Origin of the sequence: Streptomyces sp. NPDC006529 (assembly GCF_040611795.1) — a bacterium.
GTDB lineage: Bacteria > Actinomycetota > Actinomycetes > Streptomycetales > Streptomycetaceae > Streptomyces.
In genome coordinates, this window is record NZ_JBEXPB010000025.1 from 80,899 (window position 1) to 99,098 (window position 18,200).

At 73.1% G+C, this 18,200-nt stretch carries 18 protein-coding genes; 11 read left to right on the forward strand and 7 right to left on the reverse strand.

Annotation, left to right across the window (positions count from 1 at the left end; genetic code table 11):
• Positions 1–6: 6 nt before the first annotated feature.
• The 4 genes from ABZY31_RS18925 to ABZY31_RS18940 all read left to right on the forward strand — a co-directional run bounded on the left by ABZY31_RS18925 (position 7) and on the right by ABZY31_RS18940 (position 5,849).
• Positions 7–1,611 (forward strand): MFS transporter, encoded by a 1,605-nt coding sequence (locus ABZY31_RS18925; RefSeq protein WP_356411701.1) that lies wholly within the window; start codon positions 7–9, stop codon positions 1,609–1,611.
• A 133-nt stretch (positions 1,612–1,744) separates the two neighbouring features.
• Positions 1,745–2,506, forward strand: coding sequence for a DeoR/GlpR family DNA-binding transcription regulator (locus ABZY31_RS18930; RefSeq protein ID WP_356411703.1), 762 nt, complete (start codon positions 1,745–1,747; stop codon positions 2,504–2,506).
• Positions 2,503–3,480: a 1-phosphofructokinase gene (gene pfkB, locus ABZY31_RS18935; protein WP_356411706.1), complete on the forward strand. Its 978-nt coding sequence runs from the start codon at positions 2,503–2,505 to the stop codon at positions 3,478–3,480. Before ABZY31_RS18930 ends, pfkB begins: the two co-directional genes overlap by 4 nt.
• Positions 3,477–5,849: a fructose-specific PTS transporter subunit EIIC gene (locus ABZY31_RS18940; RefSeq protein WP_356411709.1), complete on the forward strand. Its 2,373-nt coding sequence runs from the start codon at positions 3,477–3,479 to the stop codon at positions 5,847–5,849. The genes pfkB and ABZY31_RS18940 overlap by 4 nt, the downstream gene beginning before the upstream one ends.
• A 19-nt stretch (positions 5,850–5,868) precedes the next feature.
• Here the strand turns inward: ABZY31_RS18940 and ABZY31_RS18945 are convergent, their stop codons facing one another.
• Positions 5,869–6,633, reverse strand: a complete 765-nt coding sequence (locus ABZY31_RS18945) for a DUF6227 family protein (protein WP_356411712.1) — start codon at positions 6,631–6,633, stop codon at positions 5,869–5,871.
• A 192-nt stretch (positions 6,634–6,825) separates the two neighbouring features.
• On the opposite strand from ABZY31_RS18945, the gene ABZY31_RS18950 reads away from it, so the two are divergent.
• The gene (locus ABZY31_RS18950; protein WP_356411715.1) at positions 6,826–7,476 is read left to right on the forward strand and encodes a vitamin K epoxide reductase family protein; all 651 of its coding nucleotides are present in this window, start codon (positions 6,826–6,828) and stop codon (positions 7,474–7,476) included.
• A 121-nt stretch (positions 7,477–7,597) separates the two neighbouring features.
• Here the strand turns inward: ABZY31_RS18950 and ABZY31_RS18955 are convergent, their stop codons facing one another.
• Complete coding sequence (locus tag ABZY31_RS18955; RefSeq protein WP_356411718.1) at positions 7,598–8,008, reverse strand: rodlin; 411 nt, start codon at positions 8,006–8,008, stop codon at positions 7,598–7,600.
• Between the two features lie 267 nt (positions 8,009–8,275).
• On the opposite strand from ABZY31_RS18955, the gene ABZY31_RS18960 reads away from it, so the two are divergent.
• Both ABZY31_RS18960 and ABZY31_RS18965 read left to right on the forward strand, forming a co-directional pair.
• Complete coding sequence (locus ABZY31_RS18960; RefSeq protein ID WP_356411721.1) at positions 8,276–8,692, forward strand: hypothetical protein; 417 nt, start codon at positions 8,276–8,278, stop codon at positions 8,690–8,692.
• A 146-nt stretch (positions 8,693–8,838) separates the two neighbouring features.
• Complete coding sequence (locus ABZY31_RS18965) at positions 8,839–9,078, forward strand: chaplin (protein ID WP_356411723.1); 240 nt, start codon at positions 8,839–8,841, stop codon at positions 9,076–9,078.
• Positions 9,079–9,157: 79 nt separating this feature from the next.
• Here the strand turns inward: ABZY31_RS18965 and ABZY31_RS18970 are convergent, their stop codons facing one another.
• The 5 genes from ABZY31_RS18970 to ABZY31_RS18990 all read right to left on the reverse strand — a co-directional run bounded on the left by ABZY31_RS18970 (position 9,158) and on the right by ABZY31_RS18990 (position 12,275).
• Positions 9,158–9,502 (reverse strand): hypothetical protein, encoded by a 345-nt coding sequence (locus tag ABZY31_RS18970; RefSeq protein WP_356411726.1) that lies wholly within the window; start codon positions 9,500–9,502, stop codon positions 9,158–9,160.
• A 232-nt stretch (positions 9,503–9,734) separates the two neighbouring features.
• Positions 9,735–10,874 (reverse strand): chaplin, encoded by a 1,140-nt coding sequence (locus ABZY31_RS18975; protein ID WP_356411729.1) that lies wholly within the window; start codon positions 10,872–10,874, stop codon positions 9,735–9,737.
• A 121-nt stretch (positions 10,875–10,995) separates the two neighbouring features.
• Entirely contained in the window at positions 10,996–11,229 is a 234-nt protein-coding gene (locus tag ABZY31_RS18980) for a chaplin (RefSeq protein ID WP_356411732.1), read from the reverse strand.
• Positions 11,230–11,491: 262 nt separating this feature from the next.
• Entirely contained in the window at positions 11,492–11,902 is a 411-nt protein-coding gene (locus tag ABZY31_RS18985; RefSeq protein WP_356411735.1) for a rodlin, read from the reverse strand.
• A 118-nt stretch (positions 11,903–12,020) separates the two neighbouring features.
• Entirely contained in the window at positions 12,021–12,275 is a 255-nt protein-coding gene (locus ABZY31_RS18990; RefSeq protein ID WP_356411738.1) for a chaplin, read from the reverse strand.
• Positions 12,276–12,451: 176 nt separating this feature from the next.
• On the opposite strand from ABZY31_RS18990, the gene ABZY31_RS18995 reads away from it, so the two are divergent.
• Genes ABZY31_RS18995 through ABZY31_RS19010 form a run of 4 tightly spaced genes read left to right on the forward strand, consistent with a single transcriptional unit; the run spans position 12,452 to position 17,664 of the window.
• Positions 12,452–13,564: a DUF3344 domain-containing protein gene (locus ABZY31_RS18995; RefSeq protein WP_356411741.1), complete on the forward strand. Its 1,113-nt coding sequence runs from the start codon at positions 12,452–12,454 to the stop codon at positions 13,562–13,564.
• 58 nt (positions 13,565–13,622) lie between these two features.
• Positions 13,623–14,798, forward strand: coding sequence for a glycosyltransferase (locus ABZY31_RS19000; RefSeq protein ID WP_356411744.1), 1,176 nt, complete (start codon positions 13,623–13,625; stop codon positions 14,796–14,798).
• Positions 14,799–14,800: 2 nt separating this feature from the next.
• A complete protein-coding gene (locus tag ABZY31_RS19005) occupies positions 14,801–16,303 on the forward strand; it encodes an exopolysaccharide biosynthesis polyprenyl glycosylphosphotransferase (RefSeq protein ID WP_356411770.1) in 1,503 nt (500 codons plus the stop codon).
• A gap of 2 nt (positions 16,304–16,305) precedes the next feature.
• Positions 16,306–17,664 (forward strand): O-antigen ligase family protein, encoded by a 1,359-nt coding sequence (locus tag ABZY31_RS19010; protein WP_356411747.1) that lies wholly within the window; start codon positions 16,306–16,308, stop codon positions 17,662–17,664.
• Positions 17,665–18,200: the final 536 nt, after the last annotated feature.

The following is an 18,200-nucleotide window of genomic DNA, read 5'->3' on the forward strand; positions in this document are numbered from 1 at the left end:
CTCCTCATGAGCACGGAGACCTCCAAGACATCGCCCGAGAACGAGACCGGGCCCGAACCAGCGGCAGCGCCCCCGACGGCGCCGGTAGCCGAGGAACGGGGCGAGACCCCACTGGACGCCAAGGCCGACCGGCGCCGCTGGCTGGCGCTCGCCATCGTCATGACCGCGGCCTTCATGGACCTGGTCGACGTCACGATCGTCAACATCGCGATACCCAGCATGCGGGGCGACCTGCACGCCTCGACCAGCGCCATCCAGTGGATCACCGCGGGCTACGCGCTCGCCTTCGCCGCCGGCCTGATCACCGGTGGCCGCCTCGGTGACATCTACGGCCGCAAGCGCCTCTTCCTGCTCGGCATCGCCGGCTTCACCGCCGCCTCGCTGCTGTGCGGGATCGCCGCCAACCCGGCCATGCTCGTCTCGTCGCGGCTGCTCCAGGGCGCGATGGCCGCCATGATGGTCCCGCAGGTGCTGGCCATCATCCACGTCACCTTCCCGCCGCACGAGCGCGGCAAGGTCTTCGGCATGTTCGGCGCGATCGTCGGCCTCGGCGCCGTCTCCGGTCCCATGCTCGGCGCGCTGCTCACCGAGTGGAACCTCTTCGGCCTCGAATGGCGGCCGATCTTCCTGATCAACCTGCCGGTCGGCATCGCGGGCGTGCTCCTCGGCCGCAAGTTCATCACCGAGTCCAAGGCGCCCAACGCCCTGCGCCTCGACCTCGTCGGCGTCCTCATCGCCACCGCGGGCATGGTCATGCTGATCTACCCCCTGACCCAGGGCCGCGAGAACGACTGGCCGCTGTGGGGCTTCCTGTGCATGGGCGCGGTCCCGTTCCTGATCGCCGGGTTCATCGCGTACGAGAAGTACAAGATCCGCAAGGACGGTTCGCCGCTCGTCGAGCTGTCCCTGTTCAAGGTCAAGAGCTTCGCGGCCGGCATCGCCGTCCAGCTCACCTTCGGCGTCGCCACCGGCATCTTCTTCCTCGTCTGGACGCTGTACATGCAGATGGGCCTCGGCTGGAGCGCGCTGCGCGCGGGCACCACCGGCATCCCCTTCTCGATCGCCGTCTCGGCCGCCGCGGGCCTCTCCGTGCAGAAGCTGGTGCCGCGCTTCGGCCGCAAGGTGCTCCAGGCGGGCGCCCTGACCATGGCCGCGGGCCTGCTCCTCTACATCTGGGAGTCGCAGCACTACGGCATGGGCATCGCCTCCTGGCAGATGGCCGCCCCGCTGGTGGTGATGGGCGTCGGCATGGGCCTGATCGTGGCGCCGCTGACCGACTCGGTCCTCTCCGAGGTGCCGCGCGAGCACGCCGGATCCGCTTCCGGCCTGATCAACAGCACGGGCCAGATGGGCAACGCGCTCGGCCTCGGCCTCACCTCGGTCGTCTACTTCGGCGTGATCGAGAACGACACGGTCTTCGGGCCGCCGTACGTCGAGGCCTTCCGCAGCGCGCTGTGGTGGGTGGTCGCCGTCCTCGTCGTGATCTTCGCGGTGATGTTCGCGCTGCCGCGCAAGCAGGCCGCCGTCCCCCACGAGGACGGCGCCGCCGGTGCCGTCGTGAGCGCCGACGGCGACGAAGAAGTCACCCTGGAGAAGGTCCCGGTCGCGTAGCTCGTCCGGACCGCGTCCACGGGCATGTCCGCCTTTGTTGGCGGGCATGCCCGTTTTCCTTTGTTTCAGTGCCGATCGGGCGTACCCTCGAAGAGAACCCACCGAGTCGGGCATCGAACGGACGTAAACCCACATGTACGCACCGGAGCGCCAACAGGAGATCCTCCGCCTGGCCCGCGAGGCCGGGCGGGTCGACGTCCTCTCCCTCGCCGAGCAGTTCCAGGTCACCGCCGAGACCGTACGCCGCGACCTCACCGCCCTGGACCGGGCCGGGCTCGTCCGCCGCGTCCACGGCGGGGCCATCCCGGCCGGGCGCCTCGACTTCGAGCCCGACCTGACCGAGCGCGAGGCCACCGCCGCCGACGAGAAGGACCGCATCGCGGCCGCCGCCCTCGCCGAGCTGCCCGCCGGCGGAAGCGTGATCCTGGATGCGGGCAGTACGGTCGCCCGGCTCGCGGCGGCCGTTCCGGTCGACACCGCCCTCACCGTGGTCACGCACGCGCTGCCCGTCGCCGCCCGGCTCGCCGACCACACCGGCATCGACCTGCACCTCGTCGGCGGCCGGGTCCGCCACCGCACGCGCGCCGCCGTCGACGCCTGGGCGCTGCGCGCGTACGCCGAGATCCGCGCCGACGTCCTCTTCCTCGCAACGAACGGCTTCACCGCCGAGGGCGGGCTCACCACCCCCGACCTCGCCGAAGCCGCCGTCAAGCGCGCCGCGGTCGCCGCGGCCCGCCGCGTCGTCGTCCTGGCCGACTCCTCGAAGTCCGGGCAGGAGCAGTTCGCGCGCTTCGCCTCCTTCGCCGAGGTCGACCTGCTCATCACGGACCGGGGCCTGGCCCCGGCACACAAGGCGGCGATCGAGTCCGCCGGTACGGAAGTCGTGCTCGTATGATCCTCACCGTCACCCCGAACCCCTCCCTCGACCGGACGTACGAGGTCCCCGCGCTGGACCGCGGCGGAGTGCTCCGCGCCACCGCCGAGCGGGTCGACCCCGGCGGCAAGGGGGTCAACGTCTCCCGGGCCGTCGCCGCCGCGGGCGTCCGTACGACCGCGGTCCTCCCGCTGGGCGGCGCCCCCGGCACCCTCATCGCCGAACTCCTCGGTGCCCAGGGCGTGGACGTCACCGCGGTCTCGATCACCGGCCAGACCCGCTCCAACATCGCCATCGCCGAACCCGACGGCACCCTCACGAAGATCAACGCGGCCGGTCCCGAACTCAGCGCAACCGAATCGCTCCTGCTCCTGGAGACCGTCCGCGGCTGCTCGGGCGGCGCCGACTGGATCGCCTGCTGCGGCAGCCTCCCGAGGGGCCTCGCGCCCGAGTGGTACGCCGAACTGGTCGCCCGCGCCCACGCGGCGGGCGCCCGGATCGCCCTCGACACCTCCGGCCCGGCCCTGACGGCCGCGCTGGCAGCCCGCCCGGACGTGATCAAGCCCAACGCGGAGGAACTCGCGGCGGCCGTCGGCCGCCCGCTGGCCACCCTGGGCGACGCGGTCAAGGCCGCCGAGGAGCTGCGGAGCCTGGGCGCCCGGGCGGTACTGGCCTCCCTCGGCGCGGACGGCCAGCTGCTGGTCGGCCCCGAGGGCACCTACCACGGCACGGCGAGCGTCTCGGCGGTACGCAGCGACGTGGGCGCCGGTGACGCCTCCCTGGCCGGTTTCCTGATCGCCGGGGGCACCGGGTCCGTGGCCCTCGCCTCGGCCCTGGCCCACGGCGCGGCCGCCGTCCAGCTTCCCGGCAGTGCCATGCCGACCCCCGCGGACCTGCGGCCGGACGCGGTGCGCGTCACCCGGGACGTCCCGCTGGACCTGCCCCTGGGCCTCCCCCTGGATCTGCCCCCGTCCGAACGGAGCGACGAGCGATGAGCGAACCGACCACGATGATCACCGCGGAGCTGGTCGATCTCGACCTCGCCGCCGACTCCAAAGAGGCGGCCGTCCGGTCGCTGGCCCGGCGGATGCTCGCGCTCGGGCGGGTCACGGACCTGGAGGGGTTCCTCGCGGACGTGGCGGCGCGGGAGGCGCAGATGCCGACCGGGCTGGAGGGCGGGATCGGCATCCCGCACTGCCGCAGTGCGCACGTGTCCGCCCCGACCCTCGCCTTCGGCCGGGCCCCGGCCGGGGTGGACTTCGGTGCGCCGGACGGGCCGGCGGACCTGATCTTCCTGATCGCCGCCCCCGCCGGGGCGGACGACGCGCACCTGACGATCCTGTCCTCGCTGGCGCGCCGCCTGATGCGCCCCGACTTCGTCGCGTCCCTCCGCACGGCCGCCTCCGCCCCCGAAGCGGCCCTGCTGATCGCCCCCGCCCCCGCCACCGATGCGACGCCCGTCGTCCCGGGCTCCGCCCGGACCCGCGCCTCAAACGCCGGCGAGGCTGAAAATGCCCCCGAGCCCGGGCCGGCCCAGCCCCTGCCCAAGGCTGCGGTGACCCGGCCCCACCCGGAGGCGGAGGCAGTGGCCCAGCCACATTCAGCCCGCCCGGCGTTTGAGGGCCCGCCGGAGGCAGCGCCAGCCGCCACCGATGCGACGCCCGTCGTCCCGGGCTCCGCCCGGACCCGCGCCTCAAACGCCGGCGAGGCTGAAAATGCCCCCGAGCCCGGGCCGGGCCGGCCCCTCCCCGAGGCTGCGGTGACCCGGCCCCACCCGGAGGCGGAGGCAGTGGCCCAGCCACATTCAGCCCGCCCGGCGTTTGAGGGCCCGCCGGAGGCAGCGGCGACCGGGAGCGGCGTGACGGCCGACGCCCCCGGGTTCAGGGTCGTGGCCGTTACTTCGTGTCCCACCGGGATCGCCCATACCTATATGGCCGCGGAAGCCCTGCAGCGGGCTGCCACCGCGGCGGGGATCGAGATCGCGGTCGAGACGCAGGGCTCGGCGGGGTTCACCCCGCTGGATCCCGCCGTCGTCGCGGCCGCCGACGCGGTCGTGTTCGCCCACGACGTGCCCGTCCGCGACCGCACCCGCTTCACGGGCAAGCCCACCGTCGACGTCGGCGTGAAGGCCGGCATCAACCGCCCGGCCGAACTCCTCGCGGAGGCCCGTGAGAAGGCCGTCCGCGGCGAGACGGGCACCGCACCGACCCCCGTGGAGCAGCAGCCGGCCGCCGAAGGAGAGGGCTACGGATCCAGGCTCCGCACCTGGCTCATGTCCGGCGTCAGCTACATGGTCCCCTTCGTCGCCGCGGGCGGCCTCCTCATCGCCCTCGCCTTCGCCATCGGCGGCTACGGCATCAACGAGGCCCCCTCCGTCGCCGACCACTTCGTCTGGACCGAGTCCGCCAGCTGGGCGGCCCTGCTCTTCCAGACCGGCGGTCTCGCCTTCGGCTTCCTCGTGCCCGTGCTCGCCGGCTACATCGCCTACGGCATGGCCGACCGCCCCGGCCTGGTCCCCGGTTTCGTCGGCGGCGCCGTCGCCCTCACCATCGACGCCGGCTTCCTCGGCGGGCTGATCGCCGGCCTGATAGCCGGTGGCACGGTCCTCGCCGTCCAGCGGGTGAAGGTCCCGGCCGCACTGCGCGGGATCATGCCGGTGGTCGTGCTGCCGCTCCTCGGCTCGGCCGTCACGGCCTTCCTGATGTTCCTCGTCGTCGGCAAGCCGGTCGCCTCGCTCCAACGGGCCCTGACCGACTGGCTGTCCGGCCTCTCCGGCGCCAACGCGGTCATCCTCGGGATCGTCCTCGGCATGATGATGTGCTTCGACCTCGGCGGCCCGCTCAACAAGGTCGCGTACGCCTTCGCCATCGGCGGTCTCGCCACGCCCAACGAGGGCAGCCTCAAGGTCATGGCCGCCGTGATGGCCGCGGGCATGGTGCCGCCGCTCGCCATGGCACTGGCCACCACCGTGCGCGGCCGACTCTTCTCCACGACGGAGCGGGAGAACGGCAAGGCGGCATGGTTCCTGGGCGCGTCGTTCATCAGCGAGGGCGCCATCCCCTTCGCCGCGGCCGACCCGCTGCGGGTGATCCCGGCCTCCATGGTGGGCGGCGCGGTCACCGGCGCCCTCTCGATGGCCTTCGAGTGCACCCTGCGCGCCCCGCACGGCGGCATCTTCGTCATCCCGCTGATCGGCAACCCGCTGCTCTACCTGATCGCGATCGCCGCCGGTACGGGCGTCACGGCGGGCCTGGTCATCCTCCTCAAGGGCATCCGCCGGGCGGGCGGCGGGGCCACCGCGCAGACCCCGGCGCAGACTCCCGCGGAGGCAGCCGCCGAGACGAAGGCACCGGTCACCGCCTGAACCCCGGCCCCGGGCCGTCTCACCTCACCCGCGCGCGGAGCTCCATCGCTCCGCGCGCGGCCGTCTCGCTCTCGTAGACCTCGCACATGTGCCGCCCGTCGGGCGTGGCGGTGTGCTCGACCTCCCACAGGCTCAGCTCGCTCCCGTCCAGCAGGACGAAGGCGTGCTCGTAGAGGCTGAAACCGGCGCCCCGGCCGTCCGCGAGGCACTGCCGGGTGCCGAACGCCTGGGTGATCCGGTGCGCGTACGCCGAGGTCAGCCGGTGCGCGACCGCCTCGCCCGGCCGGTCGGTGTTCTCCGCCCGGCGCAGCACCCGGCGGGCGTGGTCAGCGGACTGCTCCACCGCGTACTCCCGGTGCGGCCGCACCGGCGCGGACGCCGCGAAGAGGCTGCCGAGCACCTGGTCGCCGAGACCGCTCTCGGCCTCCTCCATCAGCGTGAAGTCCCGCACCGCCGCGGGGTCCTCGCCGAACAGCCGGACCGCGGCGAGGGCGGCCTCCGCCTTGCTGGTGAAGATCTCGTGCCGGGTCGCCCGGTCGTGCTCCAACCGGTAGGCCAGCTCCCACAGCGTGACGGAGCCGCCGTCGGCGAGCAGGTAGGCGTGCCGGCGCGTCTCGCGCCGGTGGCCTGCCGCCGGGCCGTGCTGCGTGCTGTGGAGCGAGGAGCTGTGGGCGAGCGCCGTGCCGAGCCGCTCGACCAGGCGGTCCGGCAGGTCGAAAGAGTTGAGGGCGCGGCCCAGGAGTCGCTCGACGTGCGCCTCGGTTGTCTCGTACGGATCGCTCAAGGTGGGTCTCCAGGCCGTCGCAGCTTGTCACGTCGCGGAAGCTCAACGTAGCCCCTGGCTCTGACATCACGTCCGGGGTTCGGTAAAACGTCCGGGAAGTGCCCGGTGTTCCCGGCACTCCATCCGGTCAACTTCCGTGCGAACAGCCCCGGTTCGCCATGATCCGTACCGAAGTGCGGGACTATGGCCCGTATGGCAACGAATACAGTGGGCGTCCCCCGCCAGCAGGGGCCGGCCCGCGGTCGACACGAAGGCGAGCCGGGCGAACCGGTCGCGGCCCCCCGCGCACTCGCCTGGCTGCTGGTTCTCACGGGAGCGGCCGGGCTGCTCGCCTCGTGGGTGATCACCCTCGACAAGTTCCTCCTGCTGGAGGACCCGGACTTCAAGCCCGCGTGCAGCCTCAACCCGGTGGTGTCCTGCGGCAGCGTCATGCAGAGCGACCAGGCGGCGGCCTTCGGCTTCCCGAACCCCATGCTGGGGCTGGCCTGTTACGCCGTGGTGCTGTGCACCGGCGCGGCCGTCCTGGCCGGTGCCCGCCACCGCGGCTGGTTCTGGCTCGGGCTGAACGCGGGCACGTTCTTCGGCGTCGGCTTCTGCACCTGGCTGATGGTGCAGTCGCTGTACGAGATCAACGCGCTGTGCCTGTGGTGCTGTCTGGCCTGGGTGGCGACGCTGCTGATGTTCTGGGCCGTCACCGCGCACACCGTCCGCAGCGGCATCCTGCCCGCCCCGGCTCCGGTCCGGACCTTCTTCACGGAGTTCGGCTGGGCCCCGCCCGCCCTGCACGTCGGCGTGATCGGGATGCTGATCTTCACGCGCTGGTGGGAGTTCTGGACCGGCTGAGCGCGCTGGACCGACCGCAACCGCCCCACGACGGGCGAGGGCCCCGGCAGCTGGACGCTGCCGGGGCCCTGTCACTTCGCTCCACGGGCGCGGGGGCCCGGACCGGAATCGAAAGCGGTGATCAGCTGCCCGCGGAGAGGTTGCCCGAGAGGACCGGGATGTTGTCCAGGATGTGCGACAGGGACTCGTCGCCCTTCGCCTGGGTCGAGTTCTCGGTGCACTGCTGGTTCATCGGGTTGGACAGGACGTTGATGTCCTGGATGCCGACGTTGACCAGGGCCACCAGCGACTGGGCGTTGATCTTGGCCGGCAGGCCGATGCAGGGCTTGTTGGCGGAGCCCTGGACCAGGCTGAGCTGCGGGCTCATGTCGCCGGTGGTCTTCTGGTTGCCGTACACCTGCGAGGCGCCGTTGCCGTTGACGGTGTTGACGCCGTTGTCGTTGCCGATGGCCAGGGCCGGGGCGGCCGTGGCGACACCCGCGGTGAGCACGGACGCGCCGATCAGGGTGGCCTGGACGAGCTTGTTCATCATGTTCCTTTTGTCGCACGAGTGCCCGCTAGTGGAGCGCCCTGATCAACTGCCCGGTCGCGGGGTTGGTTCCGCTGCTTCACTCAAACGGCCCGCACCGGGCCCGGTTTTCCCCAGCCCGGGTGAGAGCGCCCCGGACGCCTGCGCGAAGCCCGTACGCAGCCCTTAGTGGACGCGGTCCGGTTGCGGTCTGTTGAACCTATTAGCACGGTGGGTGAGAGAAGCGGACCCTCATGGTCCGATCTGGCCCGATCATCCGAAGGAACTGTCATGCACCGCATTAAGGCGTCCCGTGTCCGCATCCTCGTCCCGTCCGCCCTGACCGCGGTCATACTGCTCGGCGCCGCGGCTCCGGCGAGCGCGGTCGACGGCGGGAAGGCCGCCGAGCTCACCGAGCGGGTGGCCGCGGTCCAGCAGCAGATCGACGAGCGCGTCGCGGCGGCCGGACCCATCGACGACCTGCTCGCGACCCTCACCAAGACCCTCGAAGACCTGCTGAAGTCCCTGACGGGCCTGATCAAGCTCCCCGAGATTCCGGGGGTCAAGCTCCCGGACACGAAGGTCCCGGACGTCAAACTGCCCACCCTCCCCACCGTGCCCAAGCTCCCGGAGGTGCCGAAGGCGCCCGTCGTGGACGACAAGCTGGTGCCGGAGATCCCGGACGTGCCGGACATCCCGTTCCGCTAGCCGGAGCGGGGGCGGGGTCACGGTTACGACTATTGGTCTGAACAGGTGGGATTGCGTTCCGGGCCGTGTCGTTCGGGGAGTTGAACCGTTTCGCTCCATGTGAGCCCCGGTTCGGGGCAGGACATCGAACAGAAGGTGCAATTCCCATGAACTCTGCCAAGAAGGCCGCCCTGGTCGTGGCCGCGGCTGGTCTCGCCGCGGCCGGTGCCGCCGGTTCCGCTGCCGCCGACTCCTCGGCCGAGGGCGCGGCCGTGGGTTCCCCCGGTGTCCTGTCGGGCAACCTGGCCCAGGTCCCGATCCACGTGCCGGTCAACGTCTGCGGCAACTCCGTCAACGTCATCGGCCTGCTGAACCCGGCGTTCGGCAACGTCTGCGTCAACGACTGACGTCAGCCCCGCACGTAACCGTGGGCGCCACCGGCATCGCCGGTGGCGCCCACGGTCGTTCGTGCGCGGCGCGGTGGGATCAGTTGCTGCCGTTGTTGAGCTTCACGCCGCCCAGCATGGGCGTCAGCTGGGTGACCGTGTTGGCGGCGCCCAGCGCCTCCGTGGGTCCGGCGTTGCGCAGCTTGTTCACCTTCTGCGCGGTGCCCACCACCTTGCCGACCGTGTCGCCCTGCTCGGCCAGGCCGTTGCCCACCGTCTGGGGGAGCGAGGCGGAGATGGGCGCCGCCGCGTTGAGGACCTCGGTCGCACCGCCCGTCAGGCTCATGGGAGGCATGGCTCCCGCCTCGGCCGCGAAGGCGGGGGTCACGGCGCCGAGGGCGGCGACGGAACCGGCGAGCACGGCGGCGACCTTCGTGTACTTCATCGTCGAAATCCTTTTCCAGTGACGACCGTCGCGTCACTTTCGCCCTGCGTAACGATTACCCGCCGCTCCGGAAACTCTGTCGCCCGAACCGTCCGAAATTTCTCGAACACGGGCATGTGGCGGGGCGGAGATCAGGCCATGCGGAATCGGCCGGAGAATCCGAGGGGATTCTCCGGCCGACGTCTTTTCCGAATCTTTTCCGATGACCTTCACCGGGGCGCGCGGCCCGGTGTCAGGAGACGCGCGACCGCCGGTAGAGGATCGAACCGCCGAGCAGCAGGGCCGCTGCGAGGGCCGCCGCTGCGGCGGGCTGACCCGCCGCGCCGGTCTCGGCCAGCATCGGTCCCGTCATCGGGGCCCGGGCCGGGGTCTGCGGCGCGGGGGCCGGCAGCGTGACCGGGGCGGGCTCCGGGGCCGGGAGCAGGTGGATCGGCGCGTCGCCCGCCGGAGCGGCCGGGGGCTGGTCCGCCACGGGCGCGGCGGGACGTACGGCCCCGGGCGCGGGAACCGGCGCGGGGAGGGGTACCGCGGCGGGCGCGGGCGCCGGAGCGGGAGCCGTCTGCGGCGCCGGCGCCGCCGGGTGCTCGATCACCTGGCTGCCGTGCTGCGGCGGCCGGGGTCCCGGGGCTTCCTCGGGGGCCGGGGCCTCGTGGTGCACCGGGGCGGGCTTCGGCTTGGCGTGGGCGGGCCGGGGCGCGGGGCGCGGTGCGGGCGGCGCGTGGTGGGCCGCCGGGGCCGGGGTGGCCCGCGGGTGCTCGGCGCAGTCCTCGTCGGATCCGCCGCCGGGGCCGTCCGGCCGGGCGTGGGCACCCTCGGGCCGGCCCTGCCCGTGGTCCGGCCCGTGGTCTTGGCCGTGGTCCCGACCCTGGCCGTGGTCCGGCCCGTGGTCCTCGCCGCGCTGCTCCGGCACCCGGTGCTCCGGGGTCCGCTGCTCCGGCAGGCGGTGCTTGCCGCTGCCCGGGCGCTCGTCGTGGTGCCGGGGCTCCGCCGCCGGTGCGCGCTCGGCCCCCCGCTGGTGCTCGTCGAGGTAGCGCTCGAAGGCCTCGGCCTGCTCCGGGCTGAGGTAGCGCTCGTACGCGGCGCGCTCGCCGTGGTCGGAGTGGTGCGCCCCGCCGTCGGTGGTCACGCAGGTGCCACCCATGGCCGGGTTCAGTCCGGCGCCCGCGTCCACGCTGTTGCCGCAGACGTTCGGCGAGAACGTGACCGGTACCGAGATGCTGTTGCCGGCCAGCACGCCCGGTGAGTGAGCGACCTCGGCCGCGGCTCCCGTGTGCGCGTACGCGGCGCCGGTCGCGATCGACAGCAGGCTCGACGCGGCCGCGGCCGTGAGCACTCCCTTGCCCAGTACCTTTCGGCTCAGTACCTGTCGCATGGGTCCTTCCCTGTCTACCGGCGAGGCCGCCGGTGCTGAATCGGAGGTGGCCCCGGAGTGCACCGCCGTGCACTCCGAGGCCACCCCGAGGAGGTCTGCCCTTGCGGGCTCAAGCGCTTCGTCAGGCGTTGACGCAGGTGTTGCCGAACGCCGGGTTGAGCAGCGCGATCACGTTGACCGTGTTGCCGCAGACGTTGACCGGGATGTGGACCGGCACCTGGAGCAGGTTGCCGGACAGCACGCCGGGGGAACCGACGGCCGCACCGTGGGCGTCGGCGTCGGCCATGGCGGGGGCGGCGGCACCGACGGCCATCAGAACGCCGGCGGCCAGCACAACTGCCTTCTTGTACGTCATGAGAATTTAGATCCTTTCCCGCAGAGGCGTGTCCACTGCATGGATAACAACGAGCCGCCCGGGGAAAAGAAACCGCAGAAACCGCAGAAATCGCAGGAATCCCAGGAATCGAAAGAAGTCGCCGGAGCCGGAAAATTCCGGTATCCCGCCGCGGCCGACCGGGCCGAATTCGCGGGTCCGTACATTTCCGGGACGCGGAGCGGACGCAAGGCGGGGCCGCCGCGACCCGAAGGTGCGGCGGCCCCGACTGCGTGTCCTTCGGTCAGCTGCCGTTCGAGACGTTGCCCGAGAGGACCGGGATGTTGTCCAGGATGTGCGACAGCGGCTCGTCGCCCTTGGCCTGGGTGGAGTTCTCGGTGCACTGCTGGTTCATCGGGTTGGACAGGATCGGGATGTCCTGGACGCCGACGTTCACCAGGGCCAGCACCGACTGCACGTTGGCCTTGGCCGGCAGGGCGATGCAGGGCTTGTTGAGGGAGCCCTGGACCAGCGCCATCTGCGGGCTCATGTTCCCGTAGGTGGCCTGGTTGCCGTAGATCTGGGCGGAGTTGTTGCCGTTGGTGGTGTTGACTCCGTTGTCGTTCCCGATAGCCATCGCCTGCGGGGCCATGGCCGCGCCCATGCCCACGACGGAGGCGGCAACAGCCGCGGTGGCCATCATCTTCTTGATCACAATCGTCCCTTTTCTGCAAGATTGCCCGGTACAGGAGCACCCGGAACAACTGTCGCCAACCGCGATGGGTTGCGTCGATTCACCCGGATGCCGACGTTTCGGGCGGTGCGGTTGACGGTCAGGCGTTCACACAGGTGGCGCCGAAGGCGGGGTTCAGCACGCCGATCAGGCTCGCGGTGTTGCCGCAGACGTTCACCGGGACGTCGACCGGGACCTGGAGCAGGTTGCCGCTCAGGACGCCGGGGGAACCCGTGGCCGCGCCCTGCGCGGAGGCACCGTCCCCACCGTGGGCGGAGGCGAGGCCCGCGCCGCCCATCAGCACCGCCGCGCCCGTCGCGGCCAGCGTGGCGCCGCGCATCAGCCTCTTCTTCATCTCCGTTTTCCCTTTCGGCTCGAACAATGGTGCACCCCCATAACGACGTCCCATCCGCAAGGGTGCGTGGTATCGCCCAAAAGGCCGTACGCGCGAGTCCGGCGTGATTTCCAGCTTGATTTCTGACAAAGTTCACTCCTGTTTTGTTCCCTTGATCGAAAAATGGAGACAGGGTCATGGGTTCCTCCCGCAGAATCCTCGGTTCGCTCGCCCTGCTGTCCTGCCTCGCCCTTTCAATGAACGTTTCTGCGGCCGGTGCCGCCGGCCCCCCGACGGCTCCCGCCGGGCGGGAAATGGCCCGTATCCCCTTCACTCAGCGCTACCAGGCCGAGCTGCACGGCGGTCTCGTACGGGCCTCCAACGCGGGCATCAGCTGCCGCGGGGAGGAGCCCGCCCAGGCCGCCTCGTGCGACGAGGTCAAGCGGGGGGCGGCGGGGGTCAACAGCGATTTCGAGATGTTCTACAGCGAGGTCGACAAGGACCCCGACACCTACAACTCCACCCGCGCCGAGCTGAAGATCCCGGCGGGGGCGAAGGTCGCCTACGCCCGGCTGTACTGGGGCGGGAACCTGCGCGTGGGGGAGCAGAAGCCGCCGGAGGACAGCGGCCGCGTGCTCGTCGCCGAACCGGGCGGCGCGTACAAGGAAGTGCTGGCGGACACGGTGATCGGGCACCGTTCCGACGCGGGCAGCGATGCCTACCAGGCGTCGGCCGACGTCACGCCGATGGTCCGCAAGGGGGGCACCGGGATGTGGACGGTGGCCCAGCTGAACATCGCCATGGGCAACTCGCCCGTGGGCGCGTGGGGCGGCTGGACGCTGGTCGCGGCCTACGAGCAGCCGCAGGAGCCGGTGCGCCGGGTGTCGGTGTGGGACGGCTTCGAGGAGCTGCGCGCCGGGGCCGGTGCGACGGCCGCGGAAACGGTGGAACTCGCCGGTCTGGACGCGCCCGCGGGGGCGTCGGGCCGGGTCGGGGTGGTCGGCTACGACGGGGACCGCGGGGTGCTCGGCGACTCACTCATGGTGACCGCGGACAGTGGTCGGCGGTTGAATCTGAGCGACGGTGAAAACCCCTTCAATGACGTGATGAATTCGACCATCACCGATTTCGGGCATTCCACGTCGGTACGACAGCCTGAAAATATGAATAATCTCGGATATGACGCGGACGTGTTCGACCTGAGTCCCGCCCTGTCCGGTGGTGCCCGCAACCTGACCTTCAGGTTCACGGGCGAAAACCAGGGTCATTTCCTCGGCGTGCTCTTCGTTCAGACCGACGCGCGCCGCTGATCGCAGGAGACCGCTCCACGTGCCGTCAGAACCAGTGCCGGAGCATGTGTCAGAACATGTGACCGTCTTCCATCTCGTCCAGCCCGTGGAGGGCGGTGTCGCCCGGGTCGTCATCGACCTCGTCCGCGCCCAGACCGCCGCCGGCCTGCGCGCCGTCGTCGGCTGCCCGCCCGGCGGGCAGCTCGCCGACGGCGCCCGGGACGCCGGAGCCGAGGTGGTCACCTGGCGGGCCGGCCGGGCCCCGGGGCCCGGGCTCGCCGCCGAAATCAGCGGCGCCGCCCGGCTGGTCCGCCGGATCCGCCCCGACCTGCTGCACGCGCACAGCGCCAAGGCCGGCCTGGCCGGCCGGCTCGCCGTGCGCGGCGCGCTGCCCACCGTCTTCCAGCCGCACGCCTGGTCCTTCGACGCGGCGGGCGGCGCCACCGGAGCGCTCGCCCTGCGCTGGGAGCGGTTCGGGGCGCGCTGGGCCGACCGGGTGCTCTGCGTCAGCGAAGCCGAACGGCGCGCGGGCGAGTCGGCGGGCGTCCGGGCCCGCTGGTCCGTGATCCGCAACGGCGTCGACCTCCACCACTTCCGCCCCGACGGACGCGGCGGCGCCGACGAGAGCTCCCGGGCGGTGGACACGAAGGAGACCCGGGCCGCACTGCCGCTGCCCCCCGGCTTCGCGGACGGTGCGCCGCTCGCCGTCTGCGTCGGCAGGATCTGCCACCAGAAGGGCCAGGACGTGCTGCTGCGCGCCTGGCCTGAGCTGCTCGCCACGGTCCCGGGCGCGCGCCTGGCCCTGGTCGGCGACGGCCCCGACGCGGAGCGGCTGCGCCGGGCCGCCCCGCCCGGGGTGCACTTCGCCGGAGCCGCCGCGGACATCCGGCCGTGGCTTCGGGCCGCCGATCTCGTTGTACTTCCGTCGCGGTGGGAAGGGATGGCGCTCGCACCGCTGGAGGCGATGGCGTGTGGCCGCCCGGTCCTGGTCTCCGACGTGAGCGGCGCCCGCGAGAGCCTGCCGCCGGGCCAGGGCGCCCTGTGCCTGGTGCCGCCGGAGGACCCGACGGCGCTGGCCAAGGCGCTCGGCCTGCTGCTGGCCGATCCCCGGCTGCTCGCCGACCTGGGCGAGCGGGCGGGTCAGCACGCGCGGACGGACCTCGACGTGCGACGGACCACGGACGCGGTCACCGGTCTGTATCACGAACTGCTGGGCAGGCCCCGGCCCTTGAACCAGGAGCGCATCAGCCGATGACGATGGACAGCGCACACGCCCGGCCCACCGGGCAGAGCGGTACGGGGCCCGCGGGCACCACCGCCGTCCGGCGCTCCGCGACCGCCATCCACCCGCCGCGCGGCCCCAAGGCGGCACAGGCCCGCCCCGTCCTGCGGCCGCAGCGGGTCCGCCGCCGCGACGGGATCGGCCCGCTGCTGACCGCCGACGCGCTGGCCGCCGTACTCACCACGACCACGCTGCCCGGACTGGACCTGCCCGGGCAGGCGGCCGCCCCGATCGCGCTGCTCGCAGCCGCGCTGCACGCCCAGGCCGGGCTCTACCGGCCCCGCCTCGCACCCTCCGCACTCCTCGAACTGCCCGCGCTGGCGGGCCGGGCGACGGTGCTGTGGTGCGCGGTCGCCGCCGTCGTGGCCGCGGCCGAGCCGCACCGGGCCCTCGGCTGGAGCACCCTGCTCACCTGCGTCGGCCTGCAGTTCCTGCTGGCCTGCGCCGGGCGCGGAGTGGTCAACCAGATCCGCAGGCGCACGGCCCTGCGCTCCCCCCGCTCCGCCCTGGTCGTCGGACCCGGCGCCGGGGCGGGCGCGGTGGCCGGCGCCCTGCACGGACGGCCCGAGTACGGGCTGCGCCCGGTCGGCCTGGCCGACACCGGGGGCGGCGCCGACGACGTCACCGGGACCGGGCTGCCCGTCCTCGTCACCCACGAGGACATCCGGCGCGCCGTCATCCAGAACTCCGTGCGCCACGCGGTCTTCACCCGCCCGCCGGAGGCCGACGAGCGCACCGCCTCGCTGGTGCGGCTCTTCCACGACCACGGCTGCCGCCTGTGGCTCGCCGACCCGGCCGGCACCGCCAAGGTCACCGGCATGCGGGTGGCGCAGCCCGCCGACCACCTGTGGGGCTACTCCGTACAGCCGCTGCTGCCGCGCCCGGCCCGCCCGCTGGAGCGCTACGGGAAGCGGCTCATCGACTCCGCCCTCGCCGCCCTCGCGCTCTGCGCCGCCGCCCCCGTCATGGGCGCCTGCGCGCTCGCCGTACGGCTCAGCGACGGCCCCGGGGTGATCTTCCGGCAGGAGCGCGTGGGCCTGTACGGGCGCCCCTTCACCCTGCTCAAGTTCCGCACGCTGCGCCCGGCCGACGAGCACGAGTCGGCGACCCGCTGGACCGTCGCGAACGACAACCGGATGGGCCCCGTCGGCTCCTTCCTGCGCAAGTCCTCGCTGGACGAGCTGCCCCAGCTGTGGAACGTGGTGCGCGGTGACATGAGCCTGGTCGGCCCCCGGCCCGAACGGCCCTTCTTCGTCGCGAAGTTCGCCAGCATCCACCCCGGCTACGAGGCCCGCCACCGGATGCCCGTCGGCATCACCGGCCTGGCCCAGATCAACGGCCTGCGCGGCGACACCTCCATCGAGGACCGGGCCCGCTTCGACAACCACTACATCGACACCTGGTCGCTCTGGCAGGACCTGTGGATCCTGGCCCGCACCGCGGCCTCCTTCTTCCGCTTCCGGCTGGGAGGCAGCTGAGCATGAGCACCGCCCTCGCCCCGTCCCCGGTCCGCTTCGACCTCCCGGGCGCGCTGCGCCGGCACTGGCCGCTGCTGCCGCTCGCCGCGACCGTCCTGCTGCTGTGCGCCCCGCTGCCCGCCGGGGACGCGACCGCCTCCGGCAAGGTCACCCCGGCCGACGCGGCCTCCCTGCTGCTGGTGTTCTGCTGCGCGGTGCAGGCGCTGCGGGGGCGGACGCGGCGGCTGAGCCCGCTGGGCGCGTTCCTGCTGGGGCTGCCCGCCGCCGGGCTGGCCGTCGCCACCGTCACCGCCGCCGATCCGTACGCCGCGCTGCCCGGGTTCGTGCGCTACCTCCAGGTGTTCGTGCTGGTCCCGGCCGCGGTGGTGCTGCTGCTGCGGGACGCGCGGGAGTTCCGGCTGGCCGGGGCGTGCTTCGTGGCGCTGGCGCTGGTGCAGGGCGCGGTGGGCGTCGTGCAGTTCGCCACCGGCACCGGGGCCTCCTACCAGGGCTCCGACATCCGGGCGGTCGGCACCTTCGGCCCCGGCGACGTCATGGGCATGGCCACCGTGGTGGCGTACGGGCTGATCATCGCCACCGCCGCCGCGCTGACCCCGACGCCGGCGCACAGGGTCCGGCGCGCGGCCGCCGTCTCGGCTCTCGCCCTGCTCGTGCCGCTCGGGCTGTCCTTCAGCCGGGGCGCGTGGATCGCCACCGTCGGCGCCGGGCTCGTCGTGATGCTGATGGCCGGGGTGCGGCGCGCGCTGAAGGTGCTGGTGGCGCTCGGCGCGGCCGGGGTGGTCCTGGTGGGCGGCTTCGGCCTCGGCTCGGAGATGATCGCCGAGCGGCTGGGCTCCATCACCCAGGTCTCCAGCGCGCCCGACCAGTCGGTGACCGACCGGTACACGATGTGGGCCGCAGCCGAATCGATGTGGCGGGAGCGGCCGGCCGCCGGGGTCGGCCTCAAGGGCTTCCCGGCCAACCGCGACAGCCACTCCTCGCTGGGGCTGTCCTCGGGGAGCGACACGGCGGGCGCGGGCCAGGCCTTCATCCGCCAGCCGCTGCTCTCCCCGCACAACATGTACCTTCTCGTCCTGAGCGAGCAGGGGCTGATCGGGCTGACCGCGCTCGTGGGCGGCTGGGCGGCGCTGCTGGTCGCCGGGGTACGGCGGGTGCTGGCCCCCGATCCGGCCGCCCGCCGGATCCGGGACTGCGGGCTGATCGCGGCCGGGCTCTTCGTCTGGCAGCTGACCGACTTCCTGTACGCCGACATCGGCGGCCCCTCCACCGTCCTCACCGGGGTGATCATCGGCCTGGCCGCGTGGTGGGCGCTGCCGTCCCCGGCCGGTGACGGGGCCTTGGACCGCGCGGCCGCCGCGTGAGTGATACGCCGCCCCTGACGGGCGCCCGGAGGCCCGCCCCCGCCCCTGTGGCCGGGGCGGGCCCCGCCCGCGTTCCCCCGGCCGGGCCCGCCCCGGCCGGGGGAGCCGGATCCGTCCCGGCGGCCCCCGCGTCCGCACCGGTCCCGGTACCGCCGCGCGGGCACATCCTCGGCACGGGCCCGAACACGGGCCTGCGCCCGCTGCCGTCCGGCCACGCCCCCTGGCCGGCGGCCCGGACCGCGGTCACCGACCCCGGCGCCGTCCACGGTGACCGTGCCCGCGAACCGGTCGTCGGGGTCCGGCCGCCCGAGTTCGGCGGCGGCCCCGCCGGGCGGCGCGCGCCGGGCCGGGACCCGGCGGCCCCGGCGGCCGGGCGGCGCCGGGCCCACGGCCCGGCCACCGGACGCGCCTTTGGCGCACGGCCGGGCGGGCCCGGCGCGCCGCCGCCCGCGCGCACCGGCCGGACGTGCTCCTGGTCTCCCTCGGCCTGATCGACCTCGGCTTCTACACGAACGCCGAGCAGACCGCCGCGAACG